Raw genomic sequence first — 26,153 nt, 5'->3', positions numbered from 1 at the left:
TAGGTAACACTTATAGAAATAGGTCCAAGTTATGTGTTTAGTCTGAAATTTTAAATTGAGGTTTCGTTTCACTTAAAAAATGGGTACACTAAAAGGTATACTTTTGGGTTTAAAGGAAGAACGAGGGGAACTTTCCATATGCCTAGAAACTACTTATGAAGGGATGCGTATACATTACATGAACGAACAACACAATGACACGGCTAAACCAGGCAGCGTTTTAATCATTTCTGCAATTTTGGTTGGGCTCTTTGTTTTATGGGGAGCACTATCTCCAAATACGCTCCAATCTGCTGCTGATAGTGGATTAGGGTGGATGATTGAAAATTTTGGTTGGTTTTATATGCTTTCCACTGCATTCTTTGTTTTATTTGTTATTGCTATTGCATTAAGTCCTTTCGGAAAAATGCGTTTAGGTAAACCCGATGAGAGACCACAATATACATGGTATTCTTGGATTGGAATGCTTTTTGCAGCTGGAATTGGGGTAGGCTTTGTATTTTGGGGTGTAGCAGAACCGGTATTATATTACATAGACACTCCTATGGGGTACACTCCTGAAACCGAACAAGCAGCAGCTGCGGGCTTACGTTATGCTGTTTATCACTGGGCACTGCATCCTTGGGCTATCTTCTCCATTGTCGGTTTGACTCTTGCTTATGTTCAATTCAGAAAAGATCGACCAGCACTGATAAGTTCAGCTTTTTATCCACTTATTGGAAATCGAGTGAATGGATGGGCAGGACGTTCAATTGATATCCTTGCTGTTATTGCAACATGTACTGGTGTTGCCACAACATTTGGGTTAAGTGCTTTGCAAATCACAGGAGGTCTCTCCTACATATCGGCCATTCCAAATACGGTATGGACGCAAATTACTATCATAGCTATCGTCACGGTATTGTTTATGTTTTCTGCAGGCAAAGGTGTGGACAAAGGGATTAAGAAGCTTAGTAATATTAACCTTGCTGTAGCAGGAGTATTATTAGTTTTTGTTATTATTGTTGGTCCTACATTATTTATTTTAGAAAACTTTGTCACAACTCTAGGAGGCTATATCACGAACGTAGCATCGATGAGTTTAACAATGACTCCTTTCTCTGAAAGTACTTGGCTAGGTACAAATACAATATTCTTTTGGGCCTGGCATATCGCATGGGCACCTTTTATGGGTCTATTTATCGCTAGAATCTCGAGAGGAAGAACCATTCGTGAATTTATGGCAGGAGTACTAGTTGTTCCATCATTACTTGCCGTCTTGTGGTTTACTACATTTGGTGGTACAGCGCTCAACCTTGAGATTGCTGGACAAGCTCCAATAGCAGATTTGGTTATGAGCAATGTGGAACTAGCTCTATTCGCCACGTTAGGTGAACTTCCGCTTAGTATGATCACCAATGTGTTAGCCGTCATTTTGATCTTAATATTCTTTATAACATCAGCTGATTCTGCTTCGTATGTTCTTGGAGCAATGACGTCACATGGTAGTCTAAATCCTAAACTTTCTGTAAAATTATTGTGGGGATTTCTTATTGCCGGAACAGCAAGTGTTCTTTTAATCAGTGGTGGTGGAGGCCTAGGAGCTCTTCAAACAGCATCTATTATTACAGCTCTACCTTTTGCGATTATTATGATTGTAATGATTTTTTCAGTTCTTGTTATGTTAGGAAAAGACTACCAACTAGAGCGGAAGAAAACACGAAAAAAACAGGTGAATGAACTTAAAGAGGAAATTCGAGAAGAGTTTCTAGATGACATGAAAGAAGAAGTATATGAAGAGCTTCGTGAAGAAGTAAAAGTAGAAGTCATCGAGGAAATGAAAGAAGAAGTGTATGAAGAAATTAAAGAAGACCTTTATGAAGAATTAAAAATCGATCAAGATAAGAAAAATTAATCAGAAATGTCGAGGAGAGATCAGAATTCTTCTCGGCTTTTTCTATTTTCAGAGAAGTAAGCCGTTAAAGTGATGCTCACTCTTTTATTTACTGAAGCTATTGATCAAGAGCTGATTGCACCACTACCAATCGAGCAGTTGCTATCAAGCTATTATTGTATTCTAAATGACACTATCTTTCATCTTTACTTTTATAACGAACATCATTTTGAGGATCGAATGATGAATATTTGGAAAACCTATTGGGGAGGTTTATGTGTAGAAAAAGAAGCAAGATTACGAGTACAGTAATCTTGCTTCTTACATATGCAAGCATATTCAAGAAAACGTCACAATTCTAAACGTGGAAAGAAGGAGGCTTCACGTTTTCATCACAATATGATGCTACAATCGGTTTAACGAAAATAAAGAGGTGACTAAAATGAAACGATTAGTTGTTTCAATGATTACAGCAATGATGGTAGTAAGTGCATGTGGAAATTCAGAAACAGATGAGATGGAGATGGGCAACCATGATGAACTAGCTCCATTAGAAGTGCAGTTGAACGTACCAGAGCAAGTAGAAGTAGGAGAAGAAGTGCAATTCGAAAGCATTGTGACTCAAGGTGAATCCTTGGTAGATGATGCTGATGAAGTGGTATATGAAGTGTGGTTAGAAGGACAAAAAGAGGCAAGTGAGATGATTGAAGCAACGGACCAAGAAGACAATCACTACACACTTACACATTCATTTGAAGAAGATGGAATTTATCATGTCCAAACTCATGTAACAGCTAGAGGTCTTCATACGATGCCAACTTCACAAATCAAGGTTGGAGAAGTGAAACAAACGGAAGAGGCAGCCGTTCATAAGGGAGAAGATAAAGAGCACGCCCATGAAGAGAGTCATGACCACCACCATCAACATGCAGACGTTGAAATTGATATGGAAAAGACTGATCATACTGTTGTTTTTTTCATCAAAGTTGATGATGAAGTGCTTGAAAATGGAGTTGTTACCATTGAAATGATGCCGCAAGAGGGTAACCAACATATTTGGCTTGATACTAATGAGGTCGGAGAGGGCAAGTATGAACTAAAAGAGACTGATGATTACTCAGGCCAATATGATGCAATCATTCATATTGAACGTGATGAAGATCATCTTCATGAACATACAGAGGTCACACTAGACTTCTAACAAATAACCCCCAGCCAAGATGGCTGGGGGTTATTTGTGGTCAAGAGGTAATTTAATTGTAATCGTTGTTCCTTGGCCTAGTTCGCTTTCTATCTTCAGCGAACCACCATGCTTGGCTATAATGGCTTTGGAGATGGCCACCCCTAACCCTGTACCACCATCTTTTCTTGTTCTGGCAAAATCAGCTCTATAGAAACGCTCACCAATATGTGGTAATGCCTCTTTTGGAATGCCAGGTCCGTTATCAGATATCGTAAGAGTAATGGAGGAGAGAGGTCGTTGGATTATTGAAATAGTAATCTGGTCTCCTTCCTTACAATGGTGGAGGCTGTTTTGAATTAAATTATGAATCACTTGCTTTAAGCGATTAGGATCAATATTAGCGATAACTGATTCGTCACTTGAAAAGGAAAAAGTAATCTTTTTTTGTCTCGCACTCGGTAAGTAGGAGGTGATCGTTTCTTCAATCAGGCTGGAAAGAACAGTTGGTTGCAGCGTAAGTGGATAGGAATCACCTTGTAGCCTTGCTAAGTCGAGTAAATCATTGACGAGCTTACCTAAGCGATCAGATTCATTATGAATAATGGATACAAATTCTTTCTGATGTGCACTTAAATCTTTTTCTTCAAGAAGAACTTCACTATAACCCTTTACATAGCTTAATGGAGTTCTAAGTTCATGTGAGACATTTGATAAGAATTCTTGTTTTCTTTCTTCTTCCTTTTGCAAAGCTATTGCCATGTCGTTAAAAGAGCGAGCTAGTTGCCCTAATTCATCATTTGTATGAATGTGAACCTCACTGCTAAAATCGCCTTCTGATATCTTTTGAGTTGCTAGTTGCATCTCATAAATCGGTCTCGTTAGATAATTGGTAAACCTTAATCCAACCACATAAAAGATTACAAATAGAGCTAAGATAAGAAGTACGAGAATAGGTGTGGCGGGTAAGAAGACTTCCTGAATGGTGGAGATAGGAACATAGACGTAAAGGATGCCATCTAATACGCGATCTTCAACTAAAGGAACAATGACTGCTAATACATGACGGTCAAGACGTTCTTCATACCCCATTTTGATAAGCCGCTCGCCACTTAGTAGTTCTCGCCGTTCTTCTTCAGAAATGAACGTTTGATAATCGATTTCAAAAGGGAGGCATGCGCTTAACTCTCTAGGGTTTTCTACTGCATAAATTTGTGTGTCAGAGACGTCGTTATGAGCTTCTGCTTTTTCGATAAACGGCTCGCTCAAACTTCCGGGTTCGTGAAGAGTAGCGAGCTCATTTCCAAGGGTAAGGAGACGATCCTCTTCTGCTTTTACATACACCTCTTGATAAATATAAGAGATTAATAAAACAGAAAGGAGGATGGCGCCATAGGTGAAAACCAAAAGAAAGGCCCACACTTTTTTGTGAAAAGACCATAATCGCCAGTTCATTCGTTTTCCACCAATTTATAGCCAATTCCCCAAACGGTTTGAATCAGATGACCATAGGGTTTAAGTTTCATACGGAGAGTTTTAACATGCGTATCCACCGTTCTCTCGGTTCCCTCATATTCATGTCCCCATATAGAGGTAAGGAGATGCTCTCTTGAAAAGACTTGGCCTTGATGTTGAATTAAAAAGAAAAATAGGTCAAATTCTTTAACTGTTAATGAAATTAGTTTATCATCAACTTTTACATTTCTGGCTTTTGGGGTAACTTTTATTCGATTCATAACAATCATGTCCTCGGCTTGATTATTTTCCGATACATGCTTGTGGAATCCTTTCGTACGACGTAGAACAGCTTGAATGCGAGCGATTAGTTCTCCTTTACTAAATGGTTTTACCAAATAGTCATCTCCGCCCATAGTCAGTCCTTCAATTCGATCTTTTTCATCCGAACGAGCCGTTAAAAAGATGACTGGGAGGGTTGATGACTTCCTTAGTTCTTTCACAAAGTCGAATCCATCCATCACAGGCATCATGACATCTACTAATGCAAGGTCAATATGTTGAGAAGAGAGGAGGGACATGGCCTCTTCCCCGTGGTCAGCTGTGATTGTCTGGAAACCTTCTTTTGTTAGATGCAGCGTTAAAAGACGCTGCATGGTTGGTTCATCTTCTACGATTAGAATGCTAGGCATGACTAGTTTACCTCCTCTCGAATGGTTAAATCGAGTGGACCTTCTCCAACATTTATTCTCTTCTGAGAGGTGAGGGTGTTTAGGTCCACAATTTCTACAGAATTGCTATCATAGCCAGCTACAAAAAGAAAGTCATCAAGTGCAGCCATGGTAAATGGATTCGCTACCGTATCTACAATAGCTTCAATTTCGTTTGTTTCAGCATTAATTTCACGCAGCTGATTCGAGCCGTGGCTTAGAACAAGGATGGAATTGTCCTGCTTTAAGAAGGCAACGGGCATCGTTGGGGCAAATAGTTGACCTGTTTTTTCTTGTCGATTTAAGTCAACGATTTCAATATGATTGGTTATATCAGCTCCTCGGCCATGGCCGCCTATCCACGCCAGCGAGTCATTAACAATGAGCATATCTGTAGCGCGGTCAATACTTGGTAAGGTCGTAGTGACCTGGTTAGTGGTGAGGTCGATAACCGAAATGGTCGTATCTTCATAATTAAGAACGTACAATGCATTTTCATGATGGTAAAGGTATTGAGGAGAATAACCAACTTTTACACGATCCAAAATTTCACCTTTCAAAGATAAAATGACAAGTTCATTATCTTCCCTTTGCGTAAGATAAAGTTTGTTGTTAAGGAGCAAAAGGTCATCTACTCCTGATGAAACTGAAAACGATTGCACCTCCTTACCTGAATGAAGATCATACAAATACAGCTTAGAATGGATTGAGCTGTATGTTAAAAGATTGTTTTGATCAAGTAATAACGTTCCAGACACAGGATGGTCCAGATTCCAAGTCGTTAACAGTTCATGCTCAGATCCGTGAATAAAACTTATACTCTCATCAAAAGAATTAGTGACAATAACGAGCGGCTCAGAGTTAGGAAGTCCCTCGTAGTAAGAAGGAGAACAGCTGATAAGAATCAAGAATGAACATATTGTGAGTAATCTCTTTAAAGAATAATGCATACCAATACTCCTTAGCCTATAAATAAAATGGTAAAGCTTTCTATACATTATAGACGAAAGTTGTGATGAAATAATGAAAAGCACGCAGATTCTGCGTGCCTAATTAATAATTCCATGCTTCACAATTTCGGTTTTCGTGTGAGCATGTAATTCAATATTGGGATAGACTTCTTTCCAATTCGTGTTGCGCAGCCAAACATCTCGCTGAAAAGCCATCAATTCCCGACCTATTCCTAATGCATCACAATTTGCTTCTTGAAGCTGCTTCATTGTACGATTAGCTACATCCTGAAAATGTTCCCCAAGTTTCTCATTTAACTCGACGGTGATCTCGCGCTCGGCAAATCCATCTTCAGGATACTCTATAGCATTGACTTTTATAATGAGATTAACATCAGCATGAATCCTACCCGCTTCTTCAACCACTGTCAAATCCCGTTCAATACCAGCCACTTGAACCGTTATGAAATTGTTTACTCTCGGGTATTTATCATCGGTCACTTTTACAGTGAAATTTGCTGTTCGCTTAAGTTTGTCCATTAATAGAAGCAGCATTGTTCCCTCCTCAGTGCCGAGGGTGCCAGAAAACTTTCGTTCATTAAATAAAGCAATCTGATTACCATGAATATCCTCTGAATCCTCTTTGATATTCAAGTAGGGCAAAATGACGTCTTGACCAGGATCAAAGAGAATGGGACATACAAATTGAATGTTAGTAACAGGAAAGATAGTGGCCTGTTCACCCGCATCAATTAAATCCCGGAGATATTCACTGACTAAAGGATGGTTTTCTACATTCACCTCTAAATAAGGTCCTGCTTTGCCGCTTGTTATCGCGAGGTATGCGTTTAATGGGCTCCTAGGGTCGCGATAGAAAACATCAAGAAAAGAATAGACATCTGTTTTAGCCGCCTCTTCCCCTATAAGAATTACCCGTGTTTTCGCTGCATCCAGTCTCCCAGACACTTCTTGGTCGATACGTAATCGGCTTTGTCTAACAGTATTTCCAATTGCAGTGACAACTCTCGCTTGTGCTTGTTGATCCTGACCAGTATCTGCTCGAGGGATGGAAACTGATGTTTTGACCTGCCCATCTTCTTCTAGATCAAAGGAACCGCTATAAATTAATTGAGTGTCTTTTAAATAGCGGCTATCCCAACAGCCGCTCATTAAAATAAGACAACATAGGAGTAAGATCATTTTTTTGATCATGTAGAAGAGACTCCTTTCTTTCCTGTTTTGCTCTCATTGCTCTCTTTTCGTTTAAAAAGAAGAGCAACAGCTAAAATAACAAAAGGGAAAATGAAGGAAAAAACTCCTCCAATATTGCTAATAAGTTCAGAGATTTCTCCAATGCGTAACACGTTGTGGGGTGAAACACTGAATAAAAACGTAATAAGACAAATCCCCCACACAAACGGACTGTGATTGGTTTTATTAAATAGAATAGCTGTGCCTAGTGAAGCGATATAGAGATACCCTACAAAAGACGTCAAAACGGAAACCATCCATACTGTAAGAAAGATTAAGTCTGTCCGCTCTAAGACGATAAAGGAAAAGGATTTGATCAAATAAAGAATAGGCTCAGGGACCAAACCTATCTCTTCTGGACTAAAAAAGATGTAACAGGTAAAGGCCAAATAGGCATAAATCAACGTGACTGTCACATTGGCGATCGTTGCTGCTTTTACTTTTGTTTTAAGTGTCCCTTCAGTTTTAGCAAACAATATAATAAATAGCTCAAAGCCTAATAAAGACAGCGTGGCAGCTTTTGCACTTAAAATAATATTGGTGATTCCTGTATGACCAATGGGTAGCACATATCGAAATTCTGCATGGGTAAATGCAGTAACGGTTAATAAGATGACTATAACTAACAGCACGGAAACAATAACGTGAAAACGAGCGATAACTCGGACATTCTCTTTTGCTAAATACCATGCGGTAAATACAGCGATTCCTACTTTAAAAAATTGTGGTGTGCTGGGGAAAGCCCAAACGGTTAATATCGAGCTGAACAAGATTAAGATGATAACTCCCACACTGATGAAATAAACGACATGAATTAGGATAAGAAATTTGCCAAGCCATTTACCAAAAACACTTTCCAAAATAAGGTATAAATTAGAAGTTGGGTAACGTTTAGAAATGAACATATATACAAAGATGATGATTTGGACAACTAGTCCAGCTAACAATATCGAGATCCAGCCATCTGTTTTTGCCCCGGCATCAAAGACAGAAAAGGGCATCGAAAGGACGCCGACACCTACTTGAGTTTGAATGACAAATAGAGCGAGCTGAGAAGGTGTAATCGTGTTTTTTTGGTTTTGATTATTCATTTTTTATCCACCTTCTTGAATAGCCCTGCTGTTTTTTCTTAACTGGCTTATAAGCAGTAGGTTTTAAATTCATTAACCATACTGGCATGCGGAGAAATGTATCCTTAAGATCTTTCCATTGAAAAGGAGCCACAGGTGAAAAATAAGGAATGCCAAAAGATTCTAATTTACATAAATGAATTAATAGAAGCATTCCTGTAAACGAGATTCCAAAAAAACCAAATGTTGCAGCTGCGAACATAAAGGGAAATCGTAAAATTCGAACCGACGTGTTCATTTCTGTTGAAGGAACAACAAAGGCGGCAATTGCTGTTAGTGCCACTACGATGATCATTACATTGGATACGAGGCCGGCTGTTACAATGGCATCACCAATTACGAGACCGCCGACAATCCCGATCGTTTGCCCGATCGGTGATGGTAGCCTTACCCCGGCCTCCCGAATTAATTCAATAGTAAGCTCCATAATAATCGCCTCAACAATAGGAGGATAGGGTATTTGTTGCACTGAGCTCTTAACAGGAAGAACAAGATCATTAGGAATGATTTCAAAGTGAAATCCAACAACAGCGATATAGATGGCTGGAAGTAATATTGCAATCAGAAAACTTAAAATACGAATCATCCGGTAAAAGGTCCCCACATAAAAACGGCTGTTATAGTCATCAGGAGATTGGTAAAAAGCAAAGAATGTGATCGGTGTAATAATGCAAGTAGGGCTTCCTTCTATCATAATTGCGACCTGTCCATCCATTACAGCAGCCATCGTACGATCTGGACGTTCTGTATTTAATACTTGAGGAAAGGGAGAGAACGTAGAGTCCTCAATAAATTCCTCGATAAATCCTGGACTAAAAGTCATATCCATTTCAATCGATTCAATACGTTTTGTTATTTCTTGAACTAGTTGTGGGTTAGCGATATTTTTCATATACAAGATACAAACAGAAGTGTTGGTGTCTGTACCGATTTTATAATAATGAATGGCTAATTGCCTGCTTGAAATCCTCCTCCTTAAAAGGTGGACATTCGTTCCTAAATCCTCCACAAAGCCCTCATGAGAGCCTCGCACAACCTTCTCATTCATTGGCTCTGATGTATCGCGCTTAATAATACTTCCTGTATCAAGCAAATAAATCATTTCAACGCCATCAATCAGCAACAACGACCTGCCTTCAAGCAAACCTTCAATCACTTTATTTTGTGAATTAGTTGGGACAAAGGTCGCTGCATGTTCAATCATGCTATTAAATGATCTTTGGCTATCAAAAGCTGACCCAAGCATGCGCTCTACTTTTTTAAAATCGGTAAGTGAACTTAAATAATATAAAGTTGCTTTTTTATCTTCAATCTTAAAATTACGTTTTTGTAAATCTCCTGCATCCTTAAAAGTGTTTTCAATGAAATCTTGATTTTTAATTAGTAAATTGGACGTTTTTTTTGAGGACGACTGCTGAGGCGAGTTAGCATTCGCTTCACTTTGTTGTCCTTTTTCAAGTTTTAATCGTGTTAAGCGTTTCACTAAGCTTCACCGTCCTTTCATCCAGCATTCGCTCGTTTTATTCCTTTTTATCATTTGCAAATTTGGTGAAAACATGCAGAAGTGGATGTCATCATTTGATGGGAGTTAAAGGATAATGAAAAAGTATTAAAAGAAGGAAACGGAGGAAAGTGAGAGTTTAGGGGAGAAAACAGACAATAAGAAATAATGTTATACGCTTACATGAGGCTTCTAAAAAAATGATAATCATGCTACAATATCTCTCGTTGTAAACGGACCCGACTTTCGTGAGAGTCGAAAGTCAGCATGAAGAAAGATCTATGACAATAGAAGAAAGAGGTGTCAGATGAACACAGAAACATGGAAAGAAAGTTGGTTTGGCAATATCCGTGGTGATGTAATGGCTGGTCTAGTTGTGGCACTTGCATTAATTCCTGAGGCGATTGCCTTCTCGATTATTGCTGGGGTAGATCCGATGGTAGGGTTATATGCATCATTTTGTATCGCTGTAGTCATTGCATTTGTCGGTGGGCGACCTGGAATGATATCTGCTGCAACAGGTGCGATGGCATTGGTGATGGTGACACTAGTAGCTGATCACGGCTTACAATACTTACTAGCAGCAACGGTTCTAACGGGTATTATTCAAATTATTTTTGGGGTATGTAAGTTAGCGCGGTTTATGAAATTTGTACCCCGCTCTGTAATGATTGGTTTCGTAAACGCTCTTGCCATCTTGATTTTTATGGCCCAGCTTGAGCAATTTGAGGGAGCTACATGGATCATGTATGGTCTTGTTGCAGCCACTCTAGCGATCATTTATTTACTGCCACGTGTAACGAAAGCTGTGCCCTCTGCATTAGCTGCGATTGTCGTTATTACAGCGATCGTTATTTTTATGAGCATCGATGTGCGTACAGTTGGTGATATGGGTGCATTGCAGCAAGCATTACCGATGTTTTTAATTCCACAAATTCCATTCAACATGGAAACATTAATGATTATTTTACCTTATTCATTAGCCCTAGCGATTGTAGGGTTACTTGAATCATTATTAACAGCAAACATTGTGGATGATATGACGGATACAGATAGTGACAAGAACAAAGAAAGTCGCGGTCAAGGGATTGCGAATATCGTGTCAGGATTTTTCGGTGGGATGGCAGGTTGTGCGATGATCGGACAATCCGTCATTAACGTTAAATCTGGGGGCAGAGGACGTCTTTCAGCTCTTGTTGCAGGTGTATTCTTGATGTTTTTGATTCTTGTATTAGGCGGACTTGTGGTTCAAATTCCAATGGCGGCGCTAGTAGGGGTCATGTTCATGGTATCATTTAGTACATTTGATTGGGGCTCAGTACGTCATATTCATAAAGTACCTCGATCAGATGCTGCAGTAATGATTGTGACTGTAGCTACAGTAGTATTTACTCATAACTTAGCGATTGGTGTTTTTGCAGGGGTTCTTTTAAGTGCGATTTTCTTTGCGGCAAAAATATCAAAAGTTGATGTGATCAAAGAATTGGATCAAGTGAATGTAAAAGTAATTTACCGAGTAAAAGGTCAAATTTTCTTTGCTTCCGTTACAGACTTATTAACGAAATTTGATTATAAAGAAGATGTAAAAGCTGTTGAAATTGATTTTAGACAATCTCACTTATGGGATGATTCGGCCGTTGGTGCACTGGATAAAATTAAGGCGAAATTCGAACAACAAGATATAAAAGTGATCTTTACAGGTATGGACCATGATAGTACAGAGCTCGTTTCGAAAATGAGTGGAGTTGGTTCAGGTCACTAAAAAGCTTTATCAAAAAAAGCAAGGGCCCTTCATGTAGAAGGAGACCCTTGCTTTTTTTTGTTTAGAACGAAGTTTCGAATAACTAATGTAAAGAAGGTTAGAGCAAATAAACTAATAATTGAAAGCCCAATCATAGATAAAGATACAATATTGGATAAAACACTTACGATCATACAGATGTATAAAATGCCCAGTAGCTTTTTCATGCGTGCTTCATTAAATAGTCTAGTCGCCCGTGCACCTATCGGGGCCCCAAAAAATGTACCGATAATTAAGGCGATCCCAATCCCGTAATTAAGAGGACTTGAAAGGCTGTAAGAGATCAGGCCGGCTGAAACAATGAAGACTACAGATGCTAAGCTCGTACCAACTGCTTGACTAGCCTTCATCCCAAGCAATGCAATGAGAAGAGGTACGATGAAGAAACCACCACTTACTCCTAATGCAGAAGAGATAAAGCCGGCACCAAGACCAATTAATCCTGCAAGAATAGCAGGAGAAAGTTTTTTCTTATTCGTAGGTTTTTCATTTTTACGTTTATATAGCAATGAAAAGGCAAAATAACTTAACAATACTATGTAGAAAATGGAAATGACGGCTTCGGCAAGGCCAAGTTGATCAAGGCGAATCATAAGAGGATGAGCAATTTGCGTACCAATGATCCCTGTACAATTTATGATAATCACATAATACCAATTAATATTTTTTAAACGAAAATGAGATATGGCCCCAGATATAGATGTTCCTAGCGAGAGCATTAAGCTCGTACCGATAACAGTTGTAGGTGGAAGCCCAACCATTAATAATAATGGAGTAAGGATAATTCCGCCACCTATTCCAAAGAAACCTGAAAATACACCAATTGCTATTCCTAAAAAGATAAATAAAAGATATTCCATAGAGACCTCCTTACCTCTATTATAACGGATATTTATATCATGCAGGGTTCAAGTTTAGAAGCCTCGCGAGAAAAATGTCATAAGAAAGAGAAATATGACTAATGAAAAAGGCAGGAATACAAAGAATTATGCAGAACAATACGTAATGCTAGATGTATTTAGGATAGTTAGGAGAATGAAAATGGTTGATACTATGTGGTGTACTGATCGGACCGGTTTAAAGGTAGCTCAAGCCTTTTTAGATGATAAGGGTACCTTCACAGAAGTGGATGCTGCCTGGGATGAATTATTTGGGTTTGATTCTAGTCAGTTATTATTTCACACATTAGACGAAGTGTTCGGTGAATACTTGGCGCAAGAAAACAGAACGCTCTTTCAATATTTAAAAGAAAACCATAACTTATTACTTATCTTGAATCAACTGGAAGAATGCCATCAACACGCACAATTGCATCTTACTCCTTTAAATATAGGGGAAAGACAGTATTTACTACAGTTGAAAGTTGAAGAGAACGTAAATGGAGATGCATTACGTGCTCAAACTAAAGAACAAGCGGGGAGTCAACTTTACTGGAAGATATTAAATGGAATTAAGGATGCTATTATTACGATTAAACTAGATGGGACATTTTTATTTGTTAACGAAAAAGCAGAAAAAATGTTAGGTCTCGCTTGGGATCAGTTGAAAGTGCGAGACTTTTGGTCTTTCTTACAAATGGATCAACAAGGACTTTCAAAAAAAGTTTATCAACTCCTATCTGGCCAAGAAAGGGTACAAGTAGAGTACTATCTAGAAAAAACAAAATGTTGGTACGATGTTCGTGCTTATAGATTAGAAGATCAAGTCACTCTTTACTTTACCAATAGTTCAACTAGAAAAAAGATTGAACATGACTTAAGAGAAAGCGAACGAAGGTACAAAAGTCTTGTAGAGCACACGCCCGAGACGATCTCCGTTCATGATGGTAGACGATTAATTTATATTAATCCAGCAGGCGAAAAGCTCTTTAAGGCAAATAGTCGTCATGACTTACTGAATAAGAGAATCGATAGCTTATATAAGGCAAATGACATCAAACGGATAAGTGAAAATGCAAGGCTTCTTATGTCTGGGAAGAAAAAGCTGACAACTTCATTATTCCAGTTGCAATGTTTAGATGGGACAACAGTGGATGTTGAAGCAACGTCAACGATCATCTTGTTTAAAGGAAAACCTGCGTTTAGAACCATTTTAAAGGATGTCTCAGAGCGTAAAAGAATGGATGATTTAATAAGAAAATCGGACAAATTATCGATGGTCGCCCAACTTGCAGCAGGTGTTGCTCATGAAATAAGAAATCCTTTAACAGCCATTAAAGGATTTTTACAGCTGTTTCAACGTGAACGGGAATTTAATGAACAGTTTCTTGAATTAGTGATGGAAGAGCTTGAGAGAGTAGAAGGTATTATTTATGAGTATTTAACATTAGCTAAGCCTAATCATGAATCAACCTTTCAAACATTGAAACTCCATCCAATAGTACAGAAGGTAATGACATTGGTAGAAACGCAAAGCATCATGAAGAATGTTAAAGTTGATTTTGAGTTTGAGGATGTACCGACGATCTATGGGTCTGAGAAGCAATTAAAGCAAGTGTTCCTAAACTTGCTTCGAAATGCGATTGAAGCTGTCGAAGAAAACGGAGAAATTACGATTCGTCTTTTAAATCACCCAGAAAATCAGATTTGTATTCAAATCGAAGATAATGGTTGTGGCATACCAAAAGAAAGAATTGAACGATTAGGTGAGCCTTTTTACTCAACGAAGGAAAAAGGAACGGGTCTCGGATTGATGGTCTGTTATAAAATCATAGAACATCATGAAGGGCTACTAACCATTCATAGTGAGCTTGGAAGAGGAACGAAAATTGATGTGATCCTCCCAGAATATTCCCGTACTAAAGAGTTACTTAGACAAAAATAAAGGAAGAACATGGCTCACTCATGTTCTTCCTTTTTACTCTTCATGTTGCTGGTTTGACTGGTTAATATGTTTTTTTAAAAGCTTGATGAGTTCTTGACTTTCTTTGTCAATGTAAGTGAAATCAATTCCGTATTGGTGCGAGCTTCCATAGGACTTCTTCCAAACGACTTCGCCCTGTACCTCAAGCGTTTCATTAGCCAATTCAATATCCATTTCGATTGATGTTTTAGTAGACTGGGGATCTGGTAATTCAAGATGGGAGCTCATTTTTAGCCCCCCGCCACTAATATCAATGATCGACATTTTTCCTTCTTTACTATCGACATGGGTAGTGGCAAGTTTAATTAGTTTAAAAGTAGCATTTAATGGAGTACTAAATTCATACCGAAACGATTCTTCACGTCTATATGGCATCAATCTCGCTCGCTTTCAAGTTGTTTTTCTTAGTATACAAGAAATAAATTATTTAGTAAGGTTTAGAATGTAACTTTTTAGTGAAATTAACCATTATAAACTGCTAGCATTGCTCTTAGAAATTCAACAGCGAAATGCAAGCTGTAATACATAAGTAATACCGCAGCAAATCCATGAATCCACTTGAACAATTGCTTACTTAAAACAAAGGAGGTTAATTTAGCTAGAACAGAAATAATTACATTCCATGTGAGTATACCTAAAAAAATAAAGGAAGTTTGAACTAAAATATGATCAAGGGAACCTGATTGTGTGGACTCACTTAAGACGGAACCATAGATCCCAAACCAAAATAAGATATTGATCGGATTAATAAGAGCGATGGTTAAACCAGTTAAATAACACTTGATGACAAGATTTTTTGAGTAAGGTATATGGGTTTTATCAATTTCTTTAGAATGAACCATACTCTTGACGGATTCGTAGGCTAAGTACCCTAAAAAAAGAGAGCCAAATAAAAATAATAAAAGGTGCACAGCTGGGATGGTCAGGATATGAGAAATACCTAGATAAATAAGAGCCATAAAGAGTGCATCTGCTGACATTCCACCCATGCCAATGGCTAACGCACAAAAAAAACCATACTGCACTCCTCGTTTGATCATCTCTAATGTAAGTGGGCCAACGGGTGCAGCTAATGCAATGCCTAATAGCATTCCTGACAACAAAGTAGCTTCTCCTCCTTTACAAGGTCCTACTTTAAGTAAATGAAGGAGTAAGACAAGTTATACATGAAACTTATTCATCATGAATGAAATGATTCTAAGACTATGCATGCATTCATATAGTTATTTTCGGGAGGGCTCAATATGAAAAATTTATCAGACTACTTGTTAACGAGTGAACAAATGCAAGATGAAAAGGTTGTACCAGAATGGGTCAAAAAGGAGTATCATAATTATCGAGAAGTGGTACTAGAACCATCATTCCCATGTTTTTTTGGTAGAACGGGTGAAGAGCGTGGAGAATTACGGTATTCCTACCTTTCTCATTCAGATTGGTCGCACTTACCAAAGACCCTTTCATCCTTTTTAGAGTTAGTTAAAGAACCACCTTTAATTAGAAGAGGGTTGTTTATATTTGTAGAACCTGAGGATAAAGAACAATCACTTTCTTATTACCGAAAGTATTTCTGGGATGTTCTGCAATATTTGAATAAACATGATCCGAAAAGTTGGCCAGAGCATACACCAGCAGATCCAGATCATTTTCTGTGGTCTTTCTGCTTTGATGATGAATCTATTTTTGCGTTTGGTAACGCACCAGCCTATAAGCAACGTATAACAAGAAATTTAGGTAATAGTATGGTAATAGGTATCCAACCTCGAAGAATTTTTGAAGGCTTAGAAGGAACTGAACCAAACGGAATCAATTCACGAGAAGCGGTGAGAAAGCGAGTAGAAGCGTGGGATCAGCTTCCGAAACACCCTGATATAAGTCACTATGGTGATCCTGAACATAAGGAATGGAAGCAGTTTTTCATTGGAGATGATTGTGAACCGATTGAATCAAAATGCCCATTCCATGCTCTAAATGCAACAAACCAAAAATAAATGTGGTAAAGCCAATTGATCCGGTCGTGATCAATTGGCTTTTTAGGACTAGATAAAGGAATTCGCTTATTGATGTGGAATGGGTTAAGACATGATTTAAAAGGGAGGGCGGATATGTTTAATTCCATTCTACTATGTGCAGATGGCTCACAGCATTCCATACGTGCTGCAGAAAAAGCTATTGAGCTTGCTATGAAAAGTAAAATCCCTCTAGAGATTGCCTACGTGATTAGCGGAGCAACTTCAAAATCTGATGTTCTATATTGCCATGATAAGTCTGATATTAGTCAAAGTAGACAAGCTAAGTTAAAAATGATTCAAGAACAGTGCTTTGTTAAAAAAATTCCTTATCAAATTCATTTATTACGTGGTGAACCAGGCCCGACAATAGTTCAATTTGCTAATAAACAAGCGTATGATTGTGTTATTTTAGGAAGTAGAGGCTTAAATCCCTTTCAGAGTATGGTACTCGGAAGCGTTAGTCATAAGGTGGCCAAACGAGTGAATTGCCCAGTATTACTGGTTAAGTAATCGATCGATCCGCACATTTTAAACGGGGGTATGAACATGAATAAAATATTATTACCATCTGATGGTTCTGAACACTCAATACGTTCAGCAGAAAAAGCTATTGAGCTAGCAAAATTGTACGAAGCACAAATTGATGTACTTTATGTTGTGGACGGGTCTACTTCAAAGAAAGATGTCATACAACATACTGATAAATATGTGATCGAAAAGCGTCGTAAAGAGCGGTTAAAGCCAATTGAAGAACGACTTAATCAAGCGGGGATAACGTATAAAACTCATACATTACATGGTGAACCAGGACCAACTATTGTCGATTTTGCTAATAAAGGCGATTATGAATATGTAGTCTTAGGTAGTAGAGGATTAAATAACTTACAAACGATGGTTCTTGGGAGTGTCTCACATAAAGTGGCTAAACGAGTTGATAAACCTGTAATGATCGTGAAATAAAGGTAGTATTAATGTGCAAATAATAGATTGTGAAACTCTCAAATAATTTTGTGAAAACTTGTAATTTTAGGAAAAAGGCTTATAAAGTCCTGATTCATTTAGTATGATGGGTGTAGTTCGAAGCACATGATAAAAAATTTCAACTTATATGAAGGAGGAATTTTCAATGAGCAAGAAACTACTTTATGCAATTTTAGCAGGTGCCCTATCAGTGAGTGTGTTAGCAGCTTGTGGTGAACCAGCCGATGAGCCAGCTCCAGCTGATGACCCAGCAATGGAAACAGAAGATGATATTGAAGTTGAAGAAGAAGAGGCAGAATAAAGCTTAGAAAAGGTGATCGCTATTAGCGGTCATCTTTTTTTTGTGAGAAAAAACACCAAACTAGTTGTAAAAAGTAGAATTTTCTGATATTAATTAAAAAAGAATTTTTTTTAGGAAAGTTATTTTCATGTATAAAACTATGTGTTATTATGCATCTACAAGCATAATTATTATATTACAAGAAAGATAGTTGGGGGTCGGAAGAAAAATGAAAAAGTACAAATGGAGTGTAGCGGGTTTAACAGCAGTACTATCAGTAGGGTTATTAGCAGGTTGTGGAGCAGAAGGGGATGCCCCACCAGAAGTTGAAGCGCCAGCGGACGAGCCAACTGAGGAAGTGGATGAAAATGCAAAGACAGGTGATGGTGATACATTGATCATGGCTACATCGGCTGATTATCCACCATATGAGTCGGTTGAACTAGAAACAGGTGAAATTGTCGGCTTTGATATCGATATCGCTGAACATATCACTAGTGAATTAGGTTATGAACTTAAGATTGAAGATGTTGACTTTAATGGTCTCATTCCAGCGATGGAAGCAGGACGTGCAGACTTTGTTCTTGCGGGGATGACACCTACACCAGAGCGTGAGGAAAATGTTGATTTCTCTGATATTTACTATGAAGCTACAAACTTAATTGTTACGAAAGAAGATGCAGGGATTTCTTCATTAGAAGATTTAGATGGTTTAACGGTAGGGGTTCAACTAGGTTCAATTCAAGAAGGTGAAGCAGAGGATTTAGCAGAAGAGATTGGTTTTGAGGTGGAGAAGCGTGATCGCATTCCAGAATTGATTCAAGAATTACTTGCAGGACGCCTTGATGCAATCCTGATGGAAGATACAGTTGCTGCTGGTTATATGGAATCGCAATCTGGTCTTGCTCAATTTGAAGTACCTAGTGAGGAGCTTGCAGGTTCGGCGATTGCTTTCCCTAAAGGTAGTGAGCTAAGAGAACCGTTCAATGATAAATTAAATGAAATGATCGATAGTGGTCTAATGGACGAGCTGATCATTAAGTGGTTTGACACAGAAGAATAAAGAATACGTGGTGTAGGAAGGACAATTTCAGTCATGAATATCGATTTTAGAGTGATTGAACCCCACATCCCTTTTATTTTAAAAGGGATAGGGGTTACCTTACAATTTGTATCAACTTCATTATTAGTCGGTCTCATATTAGGGATTATTTTAGCAGTGATGAAAATTGGGAAAGTGACCGTTCTCAGATGGTTTGCTCATGCCTATACATCTGTATTCCGTGGAACGCCTTTAATCTTGCAGTTATCCATTATTTATTACGGAGCTCCGCAATTCGGAATTGATATGAGTGCATTTTTAGCAGGAGTATTAGCATTTGGTTTAAATTCATCTGCTTATGTTTCAGAAATTATTCGTGCAGGGATTCAAGCAGTCGACAAAGGGCAAAAAGAAGCAGCGGCAGCTCTTGGGATTCCTGAGCGTCCAATGATGATCAGAATCATTTTGCCTCAAGCATTTCGTAATATCTTACCTGCTCTTTTTAATGAGTTTATTAACTTAACGAAAGAATCAGCCATTGTCTCTATTATTGGCGTATGGGATATTATGAGACGTGCTCAAATGGTAAATGCACAAATTTATAAGTATTTTGAGGCGTTATTGTTTGTTGGACTGATTTATTATGTAATGGTAATGGTGTTGACCATTATTGGACGAATGATTGAAAGGAGATTGCAACGTAGTGATTAAGGTTGTTGATTTGCATAAATCCTTCGGGAAAGTAGATGTATTAAAAGGGATTTCAACTGAAGTGAATAAAGGAGATGTGGTCGCAGTCATCGGGCCTTCTGGTTCTGGTAAATCAACGTTCTTACGTTGTATCAATCTTCTAGAAAAGCCGACTGCAGGTACAATTCTAGTTAGAAATGAGGACCTTACTAATAAAAAAACAAATGTGTTAAAGGTCCGTGAACAAATTGGGATGGTATTTCAGCATTTTCATTTATTTCCGCATATGACGGTCCTACAAAACTTAACGTATGCACCGATGACGGTAAAAGGGCTCTCTAAAACAGAAGCGACAAAGCGTGCTGAAAAGCTTCTTGATAAAGTAGGCTTAAGTGAAAAGAGAGATGAATATCCTAATCGTCTCTCGGGTGGTCAAAAGCAACGTGTTGCGATCGCACGTGCTCTTGCGATGGAGCCTGAGGTCATGCTCTTTGATGAACCAACATCTGCACTAGATCCTGAAATGGTAAAAGAAGTACTTGCTGTTATGAAAGATTTAGCGCATACGGGTATGACAATGATGATAGTGACCCATGAGATGGGCTTTGCACGTGAAGTGGCAGATCGAGTGTTATTTTTAGATGGAGGGAAGCTCGTTGAAGATGCTCCTCCTGAAACATTCTTTTCTGCCCCTAAATCTGAAAGAGCAAGAGACTTTCTTGAAAAGGTATTGTAAACAAGAGATTCACAGTATTTATGACTGTGGGTCTTTTTTAATTTGGGGAGGAAGGTTAAAATAGATGGTAAACTAAAGCAAAAAAGAAAGGCCTGTGGTTCAAGAATGAATTTTAAAATTGGCTACCGAACCTTAAAAACAGCCGTAGGTGCTGCAATTGCTATTGGACTTGCACAAATGCTACAGCTTGATTTTTATGCATCTGCAGCTATCCTCACCATCCTATGTATATCAGTCACGAGAAGGAAGTCATTAGTCGTCTCATGGCAACGGTTTGCCGCCTGTTTAATTGGGATGGCCTATAGTGTGATTATCTTTGAACTGATCGGCTATCAACCTTGGTCATTAGGGATATTACTTCTTCTCTTCATCCCGACAGCTGTTATGCTAAGAGTACAGGAAGGGATTGTGACAAGTTCCGTTATCGTCTTGCATTTATATACGCTCCAACAAGTGTCAGTTGCTATTATTATCAATGAAGTGCTATTAATCATTATTGGTATTGGGGTTGCCCTCGTAATGAATTTATACATGCCAAGTAGTGAAAAGGTTTTAAGGGTTTATTTGCGTGATATTGAAGACCACTTTAAAAAGATCTTGCATGAAATGGCTGAATATTTACGTCATGGTGAAAGTGAGTGGGACGGAAAAGAGATTCCAGAAACAATAGAGCTTCTTAAAGTTGGTAAGAATGAAGCGCTTCGTAATGTCCATAATCATATTATGCGTTATGAAGATCAGTACTATCACTACTTTAAAATGAGAGAAAAGCAATTTGAAATTGTCGAGAGACTTATGCCGTTTGTCTCATCCTTGGAAAAGTCATTGCCCCAAAGTATAGAACTAGCCGACTTTCTAGATGAGTTAAGTAAATCCTTAAGTCCTGCTAATCATGTTGTCTATTTTCTTGAGCGACTTGATAAGATGGAGGCAGAATTTAAAGAAATGGACCTACCTCAATCAAGAGAAGAGTTTGAAATTCGGTCATCGCTTCTCTACATCATGCATGAGCTTAGACAATATTTACACATAAAGGACCGCTTATGGAACCACGTGGATAAACGATCCATATAAAACACACACTATCAAAAAAAGTAAAGACGGTGATCTTAGATGGTAGCAGTGTGTTTAGCTTTATTGATGATTGCCTCACCGATTTGGCCACTTGGAGAAAATCCGAGCTATGGCGATCCATTTATTATTGTGAATGTAGCTACTAATGAGTTGGCCTATATCAATGACGGAAGCTTACAAGAAATACTTCCGGTCGCAAGTGGAAAAGAAGGAGATCGAACACCTACGGGCTTTTTTTCGGTTGTGGTAAAAGCCAAAAATCCTTATTACAGAAAGTTAGACATTCAAGGTGGAGACGTTCATAACCCTTTAGGAACACGATGGATTGGTTTTGATGCGAGGGGAACGGACGGTAGAATTTATGGGATACATGGCACAAACCGGCCTGATTCAATCGGGTCGCATGTAACGGCGGGTTGTATTCGCTTACCAAATGAAGTAGTGGAGAAACTGTACGAGGATATTCCTTTGGGAACAAAACTGTATATCACAGATGAAGTAGATGCATCATTTGAGGAGCTTGCGAAAAAAGCAGGAGCTATGTAAGAAAGTCGTTGCCATTTGGCAACGACTTTTATTTTTTTTAGAACAATGATACACCCATTAAAAGTGTTCCAACGACCATTGTGAAAATCATAATATAAATGATTGTTTTTTGGAATTTACGTGGCATTGCATAAACCCTCCCTCATATGTCTCTTATTCTATATTACTAATTTCTGACGCTAAGGACAAGAGGTAGCTTCTTTATCGAGAAATTTTGACAAGCTATGCAGGAGATATTAGGCTTGTGACGAATTAGTTTAAGTAGACTGTCATGATTGGAGGAGTGGTTCCTTTGAGTGAAAAAACACCGAAAAAAATTGACCATATTGGAATTGCAGTTACATCGATTGAAGAGGTTCTCCCTTTTTATGTTGGAAGTTTGAAATTGAGATTAATCGATATTGAAGAAGTTCCATCACAAGGGGTCAAAGTTGCTTTTTTAGGAATTGGAGAATCAAAAATTGAGTTACTTGAGCCCCTTTCGGAGGAAAGTCCGATTGCCAAATTCATCGCTAAACGTGGAGAAGGCGTACACCATATCGCACTTGGTGTAACAAGTATTGAAACTAGAATTGAGGATATTAAAGAAAATGGTGTGCAAATGATTCATGAAGAGCCGGTACCTGGTGCTGGGGGAGCGAAAGTAGCCTTTTTGCATCCGAAGTCAGCAAGAGGTGTCTTGTATGAATTTTGCGAGAAAACAAATGCTACTATAACTAAAGAATAAATCATAAAGCGCAAACGTTTAGGTTTGCGCTTTATTTAGCTTGTTTTAATAAAAAGTACCTATTACTACACCTTTAAAAACCATGCTAAAAAGGAGAAAAGGTGAAAAAAATCGCAAAATCATGTACCATTAAGCTGACACTATAAATTGGAGGCTTACATAATGATTAATGAACAACGTTTAGTTGACGAGTTTTTGGAGCTTGTACAGATTGATTCTGAAACAAAATTTGAGCAGACTATTGCTCCGATCTTAAAAGAGAAATTTACTTCTCTTGGTGTAGAAGTATTTGAAGATGATGCTGCCGATAAAACAGATCATAGCGCAGGAAACTTAATTTGTACCTTTCCTGGAACGAAAGACGGTGTAGACACGATTTATTTCACTTCACATATGGATACAGTTGTACCAGGTATTGGTGTGAAGCCATCCATTAAAGATGGATATGTCGTGACGGATGGAACGACAATATTAGGAGCGGATGATAAAGCAGGAATTGCTGCGATGCTTGAGGGCATTCGAGTTCTAAAAGAAGAGAATATTGAACATGGAACCATTCAATTTATTATTACGGTAGGGGAAGAATCAGGGCTTGTAGGAGCTAAAGCTATGGATCCATCTCTTTTAAAAGCAAAATACGGATTTGCTCTAGATAGTGACGGTCCTGTTGGAAACATTATTGTAGCAGCACCAACACAAGCAAAGGTTCGTGCAGTTGTTCATGGGAAAACAGCTCATGCTGGAGTAGCACCTGAAAAAGGCATCTCTGCGATCACAGTAGCTGCTAAAGCCATCTCTAAAATGCCATTAGGCCGTATCGATAAGGAAACAACGGCAAACATCGGTCGATTTGAAGGTGGAAGTCAAACGAATATTGTGTGTGACCATGTGGCGATTCTAGCTGAAGCTCGTTCATTAGTAAACGAAAAGATGGAAGTACAAGTTGCTAAAATGAAAGAAGCATTTGAAAATACAGCAGCAGAAATGGGCACAAAAGCTGATGTTGAAATTGATGTGATGTATCCAGGGTTTAAATTAGGAGATGGTGATGAGGTTGTCGAAGTCGCTAAGCGCGCAATCACTTCAATTGGGCGTAAACCTGAACTATTGCAAAGTGGTGGCGGTAGTGATGCCAATATCTTTGCTGGACACGGTGTTCCAACGGTGAATTTAGCTGTAGGATACGAAGAAATTCATACGAAAAATGAGCGTATGCCAATTGCAGAGCTCGTAAAATTATCTGAAGCTGTTGTTGCGGTAGTTAGGGAAGTAGCAAAATAATGAATGGATCCGGTGAATCTCAAAAGATTCATCGGTTTTTTTGAAGAATGACAGCCGATGATGAGAGAGGCTATGCTAGGTGAGCTTGCATGTGAAAAACCATAATACAAGGTGTGAAATAATTCTAGTTGAAGGATGGAAGAACATGATCAAGGGACACCTAGAGTAACCTCAAATCCTTCGCTAAAAGCATTTATTAATCGACTTGTCCGAACACTCGGCAGACATTATAAAAATCAGGTCTTATGCCAATATGATCATGCGAACTTATACGTGGGCTAACATAAGCATAGAAGAGGAAATGCGCTTGTGGAATTATTATAAAACATTCAAAATGCCTTCAAACGGATTCTTAATGCAAGAGAGGTGAATGGTTTGAGAAGTATTTACCAAACTCTAAACTCTCTAACACCATTTCCTCTGTATCACCAATCATTGAGGCAATTTGTGCGATGGTTGGCGATCTGAAGTTTTCTTTGCGGTAGTCGTGGAGGATAACAACAATGCGGTCGAATACATCGGCATAGCGCTGATCACATTTCAACTGATAGTGGGTCATTGTAAGACACCTCCAATTATGCAGGCCCTTCGACAAAATGGGAATCATTTCGCCTGCTACTTAAACCTTATCTGATAGAACGGGAAAGTGCAATGTTTTTTTTGAAAAAAGATCTTGACTAACCCATTATAAACTTGGTATGATGCTAGTTTTGACGAAAAAATTAAAAGTATGAAATTTGGTAGCTTTGCATGAGGAACGTTCTTTCGTATAATAAATGAGTAGAAAAGGAGGGGATAGGATTGAGTCAAAGACGAGTCATTTTTCATATTGATATGAATAGCTTTTATGCGTCCGTTGAGATGTCCTATGACCCTACCTTGAGAGGTAAGCCGTTAGCAATAGCTGGTAATGTGGAAGAGCGAAGAGGCATTGTTGTTACAAGCAGTTATGAAGCGAGGGCTAAGGGAGTTAAAACAACGATGCCAGTTTGGAAGGCAAGGCGTTTATGTCCTGAGTTACTGTTGATGAAGCCAAATCATGAGAGATATCGTCAAGCTTCTCGTGCTCTTTTTGAGTTGTTGGGAAGTTATACTCCACTTGTTCAACCCGTTTCAATTGATGAAGGTTATTTAGATGTCACATCCTACTTACCCATTAAGCATCCATATGAACTGGCTAAGGATATTCAAACTCGTATTAAATTGGAATTGGATTTACCTTGTAGCATTGGGATCGCGCCGAATAAATTTCTTGCAAAAATGGCAAGTGATATGAAAAAGCCAAATGGAATCACGATATTAAGAAAAAGAGATATAAAGCAGATGTTATGGCCTCTTCCAATTAGTGAAATGTATGGAATTGGAAGGCGCACTGTAGATAAATGGGAAAAGCGCGGGATTAAAACAATTGGAGACCTTGCAATTGCAAATCAATTAGATGTTCAAGGGTGGTTTGGTACAAATGGGCGAAAGCTTCATGACCGTGCGAACGGGATTGATGATCGACCAGTTGACCCAGAAGCTATTTATGAATTTAAAACGATCGGTCATTCCACCACGCTTAAGCAAAACACTAAAAATATGACATTGATTGAAAGGTCCTTTCAATCCTTAGCTGAGTCCGTCAGTAAAAGGTTAAAGAAAAAAGAAGTATTAGCGAGAGGCATTCAAGTGACGATCCGTTATCATGATTGGAAAACAGTCACCAGAAGTCAAAAGGTTACAAACCCTATTCAAAGCAGTAAAGAGATTTTCGAGGTTGCAAATGCTTTATTTATTAAGGCATGGAATCAAGAATCAGTAAGGTTACTTGGAATAAGTAGCTATGATTTAATCGAACAGCAGCATGCGTATAAACAATTAGATTTATTTCATTATAAAGAAGACATGAAAGAAGAAAAAATAGCGAACACGTTAAAAGAAATTCATGCTCGATTCGGTGAAGATATACTTCACAAAGGGACTGCTTCAACATGGAAAAGTAAAGATGAATCTGCTCGTGAGTCAGGATCTAGCTTCCGAAAAGACTTTCTTGAACCAGAATGAACGAATTCTGGTTCTTTTTTATGCAGTG

The 26,153-nt window shown here is 38.4% G+C and carries 28 protein-coding genes; 17 read left to right on the top strand and 11 right to left on the bottom strand.

Annotation, left to right across the window (positions count from 1 at the left end):
* Positions 1 to 178 precede the first annotated feature (178 nt).
* The 3 genes from AB3N04_RS03310 (at position 179) to AB3N04_RS03300 (ending at position 3,074) form a co-directional block, all read left to right on the top strand.
* Positions 179 to 1,894, top strand: coding sequence for a BCCT family transporter (locus AB3N04_RS03310; RefSeq protein WP_368504714.1), 1,716 nt, complete (start codon positions 179 to 181; stop codon positions 1,892 to 1,894).
* Between the two features lie 69 nt (positions 1,895 to 1,963).
* The gene (locus AB3N04_RS03305; protein ID WP_368504713.1) at positions 1,964 to 2,185 is read left to right on the top strand and encodes a hypothetical protein; all 222 of its coding nucleotides are present in this window, start codon (positions 1,964 to 1,966) and stop codon (positions 2,183 to 2,185) included.
* 130 nt (positions 2,186 to 2,315) lie between these two features.
* Positions 2,316 to 3,074: a FixH family protein gene (locus tag AB3N04_RS03300; RefSeq protein ID WP_368504712.1), complete on the top strand. Its 759-nt coding sequence runs from the start codon at positions 2,316 to 2,318 to the stop codon at positions 3,072 to 3,074.
* A 30-nt stretch (positions 3,075 to 3,104) separates the two neighbouring features.
* Here AB3N04_RS03300 and AB3N04_RS03295 read toward each other — a convergent pair whose 3' ends face one another.
* The 6 genes from AB3N04_RS03295 to AB3N04_RS03270 all read right to left on the bottom strand — a co-directional run bounded on the left by AB3N04_RS03295 (position 3,105) and on the right by AB3N04_RS03270 (position 10,032).
* Positions 3,105 to 4,508, bottom strand: coding sequence for a sensor histidine kinase (locus AB3N04_RS03295; protein WP_368504711.1), 1,404 nt, complete (start codon positions 4,506 to 4,508; stop codon positions 3,105 to 3,107).
* Positions 4,505 to 5,200, bottom strand: coding sequence for a response regulator transcription factor (locus tag AB3N04_RS03290; RefSeq protein ID WP_368504710.1), 696 nt, complete (start codon positions 5,198 to 5,200; stop codon positions 4,505 to 4,507). The genes AB3N04_RS03295 and AB3N04_RS03290 overlap by 4 nt, the downstream gene beginning before the upstream one ends.
* Before the next feature lie 2 nt (positions 5,201 to 5,202).
* The gene (locus tag AB3N04_RS03285; protein WP_368504709.1) at positions 5,203 to 6,168 is read right to left on the bottom strand and encodes a YncE family protein; all 966 of its coding nucleotides are present in this window, start codon (positions 6,166 to 6,168) and stop codon (positions 5,203 to 5,205) included.
* Positions 6,169 to 6,267: 99 nt separating this feature from the next.
* Positions 6,268 to 7,380: a Ger(x)C family spore germination protein gene (locus AB3N04_RS03280; RefSeq protein WP_368504708.1), complete on the bottom strand. Its 1,113-nt coding sequence runs from the start codon at positions 7,378 to 7,380 to the stop codon at positions 6,268 to 6,270.
* Entirely contained in the window at positions 7,377 to 8,510 is a 1,134-nt protein-coding gene (locus AB3N04_RS03275; RefSeq protein ID WP_368504707.1) for an endospore germination permease, read from the bottom strand. Before AB3N04_RS03275 ends, AB3N04_RS03280 begins: the two co-directional genes overlap by 4 nt.
* On the bottom strand, positions 8,503 to 10,032 hold the full coding sequence (locus tag AB3N04_RS03270) for a spore germination protein (protein WP_368504706.1): 1,530 nt from the start codon (positions 10,030 to 10,032) through the stop codon (positions 8,503 to 8,505). Before AB3N04_RS03270 ends, AB3N04_RS03275 begins: the two co-directional genes overlap by 8 nt.
* 325 nt (positions 10,033 to 10,357) lie before the next feature.
* On the opposite strand from AB3N04_RS03270, the gene AB3N04_RS03265 reads away from it, so the two are divergent.
* Positions 10,358 to 11,812: a SulP family inorganic anion transporter gene (locus AB3N04_RS03265; RefSeq protein WP_368504705.1), complete on the top strand. Its 1,455-nt coding sequence runs from the start codon at positions 10,358 to 10,360 to the stop codon at positions 11,810 to 11,812.
* A gap of 29 nt (positions 11,813 to 11,841) precedes the next feature.
* Here the strand turns inward: AB3N04_RS03265 and AB3N04_RS03260 are convergent, their stop codons facing one another.
* Complete coding sequence (locus tag AB3N04_RS03260) at positions 11,842 to 12,711, bottom strand: sulfite exporter TauE/SafE family protein (RefSeq protein ID WP_368504704.1); 870 nt, start codon at positions 12,709 to 12,711, stop codon at positions 11,842 to 11,844.
* Positions 12,712 to 12,892: 181 nt separating this feature from the next.
* On the opposite strand from AB3N04_RS03260, the gene AB3N04_RS03255 reads away from it, so the two are divergent.
* Positions 12,893 to 14,674 (top strand): PAS domain S-box protein, encoded by a 1,782-nt coding sequence (locus tag AB3N04_RS03255; protein ID WP_368504703.1) that lies wholly within the window; start codon positions 12,893 to 12,895, stop codon positions 14,672 to 14,674.
* Positions 14,675 to 14,707: 33 nt separating this feature from the next.
* Here AB3N04_RS03255 and AB3N04_RS03250 read toward each other — a convergent pair whose 3' ends face one another.
* Both AB3N04_RS03250 and AB3N04_RS03245 read right to left on the bottom strand, forming a co-directional pair.
* Positions 14,708 to 15,088 carry a PilZ domain-containing protein gene (locus AB3N04_RS03250; RefSeq protein ID WP_368504702.1) on the bottom strand — a complete coding sequence of 127 codons (381 nt, stop codon included), beginning with the start codon at positions 15,086 to 15,088 and terminating at the stop codon, positions 14,708 to 14,710.
* A gap of 86 nt (positions 15,089 to 15,174) precedes the next feature.
* Positions 15,175 to 15,804, bottom strand: a complete 630-nt coding sequence (locus AB3N04_RS03245) for a LysE family transporter (RefSeq protein ID WP_368505983.1) — start codon at positions 15,802 to 15,804, stop codon at positions 15,175 to 15,177.
* Between the two features lie 153 nt (positions 15,805 to 15,957).
* On the opposite strand from AB3N04_RS03245, the gene AB3N04_RS03240 reads away from it, so the two are divergent.
* The 9 genes from AB3N04_RS03240 (at position 15,958) to AB3N04_RS03200 (ending at position 22,071) form a co-directional block, all read left to right on the top strand.
* Complete coding sequence (locus AB3N04_RS03240; protein WP_368504701.1) at positions 15,958 to 16,701, top strand: YqcI/YcgG family protein; 744 nt, start codon at positions 15,958 to 15,960, stop codon at positions 16,699 to 16,701.
* A 114-nt stretch (positions 16,702 to 16,815) separates the two neighbouring features.
* On the top strand, positions 16,816 to 17,232 hold the full coding sequence (locus tag AB3N04_RS03235) for a universal stress protein (protein WP_368504700.1): 417 nt from the start codon (positions 16,816 to 16,818) through the stop codon (positions 17,230 to 17,232).
* A gap of 36 nt (positions 17,233 to 17,268) precedes the next feature.
* Positions 17,269 to 17,682, top strand: coding sequence for a universal stress protein (locus AB3N04_RS03230; RefSeq protein WP_368504699.1), 414 nt, complete (start codon positions 17,269 to 17,271; stop codon positions 17,680 to 17,682).
* 166 nt (positions 17,683 to 17,848) lie between these two features.
* Complete coding sequence (locus AB3N04_RS03225) at positions 17,849 to 18,004, top strand: hypothetical protein (protein ID WP_368504698.1); 156 nt, start codon at positions 17,849 to 17,851, stop codon at positions 18,002 to 18,004.
* 208 nt (positions 18,005 to 18,212) lie between these two features.
* Positions 18,213 to 19,046 carry a transporter substrate-binding domain-containing protein gene (locus AB3N04_RS03220; protein WP_368504697.1) on the top strand — a complete coding sequence of 278 codons (834 nt, stop codon included), beginning with the start codon at positions 18,213 to 18,215 and terminating at the stop codon, positions 19,044 to 19,046.
* 33 nt (positions 19,047 to 19,079) lie between these two features.
* Positions 19,080 to 19,736: an amino acid ABC transporter permease gene (locus AB3N04_RS03215; RefSeq protein WP_368504696.1), complete on the top strand. Its 657-nt coding sequence runs from the start codon at positions 19,080 to 19,082 to the stop codon at positions 19,734 to 19,736.
* Positions 19,729 to 20,451 (top strand): amino acid ABC transporter ATP-binding protein, encoded by a 723-nt coding sequence (locus AB3N04_RS03210; RefSeq protein ID WP_368504695.1) that lies wholly within the window; start codon positions 19,729 to 19,731, stop codon positions 20,449 to 20,451. The genes AB3N04_RS03215 and AB3N04_RS03210 overlap by 8 nt, the downstream gene beginning before the upstream one ends.
* 105 nt (positions 20,452 to 20,556) lie before the next feature.
* The gene (locus AB3N04_RS03205) at positions 20,557 to 21,525 is read left to right on the top strand and encodes an aromatic acid exporter family protein (protein WP_368504694.1); all 969 of its coding nucleotides are present in this window, start codon (positions 20,557 to 20,559) and stop codon (positions 21,523 to 21,525) included.
* Between the two features lie 39 nt (positions 21,526 to 21,564).
* Positions 21,565 to 22,071: a L,D-transpeptidase gene (locus AB3N04_RS03200; protein WP_368504693.1), complete on the top strand. Its 507-nt coding sequence runs from the start codon at positions 21,565 to 21,567 to the stop codon at positions 22,069 to 22,071.
* Positions 22,072 to 22,108: 37 nt separating this feature from the next.
* Here AB3N04_RS03200 and prli42 read toward each other — a convergent pair whose 3' ends face one another.
* A complete protein-coding gene (gene prli42, locus AB3N04_RS03195; RefSeq protein WP_022626944.1) occupies positions 22,109 to 22,198 on the bottom strand; it encodes a stressosome-associated protein Prli42 in 90 nt (29 codons plus the stop codon).
* A gap of 165 nt (positions 22,199 to 22,363) precedes the next feature.
* On the opposite strand from prli42, the gene mce reads away from it, so the two are divergent.
* A complete protein-coding gene (gene mce, locus AB3N04_RS03190; RefSeq protein WP_317120565.1) occupies positions 22,364 to 22,798 on the top strand; it encodes a methylmalonyl-CoA epimerase in 435 nt (144 codons plus the stop codon).
* A 162-nt stretch (positions 22,799 to 22,960) separates the two neighbouring features.
* On the top strand, positions 22,961 to 24,079 hold the full coding sequence (locus AB3N04_RS03185) for a M20/M25/M40 family metallo-hydrolase (RefSeq protein WP_368504692.1): 1,119 nt from the start codon (positions 22,961 to 22,963) through the stop codon (positions 24,077 to 24,079).
* A 352-nt stretch (positions 24,080 to 24,431) separates the two neighbouring features.
* Here the strand turns inward: AB3N04_RS03185 and AB3N04_RS03180 are convergent, their stop codons facing one another.
* Entirely contained in the window at positions 24,432 to 24,638 is a 207-nt protein-coding gene (locus AB3N04_RS03180; RefSeq protein ID WP_368504691.1) for a hypothetical protein, read from the bottom strand.
* A gap of 275 nt (positions 24,639 to 24,913) precedes the next feature.
* Here AB3N04_RS03180 and AB3N04_RS03175 point away from each other — a divergent pair, with 275 nt between their 5' ends.
* Positions 24,914 to 26,125 (top strand): DNA polymerase IV, encoded by a 1,212-nt coding sequence (locus tag AB3N04_RS03175; RefSeq protein WP_368505982.1) that lies wholly within the window; start codon positions 24,914 to 24,916, stop codon positions 26,123 to 26,125.
* The last annotated feature ends 28 nt before the right edge of the window (positions 26,126 to 26,153 follow it).

Origin of the sequence: Alkalihalophilus sp. As8PL, from assembly GCF_040939795.1 — a bacterium.
GTDB classification, from domain to species: domain Bacteria; phylum Bacillota; class Bacilli; order Bacillales; family Bacillaceae_D; genus Alkalihalophilus; species Alkalihalophilus lindianensis.
Note: the sequence above shows the minus strand (reverse complement) of the source record. Positions and strands in the feature narration are given on the sequence as shown.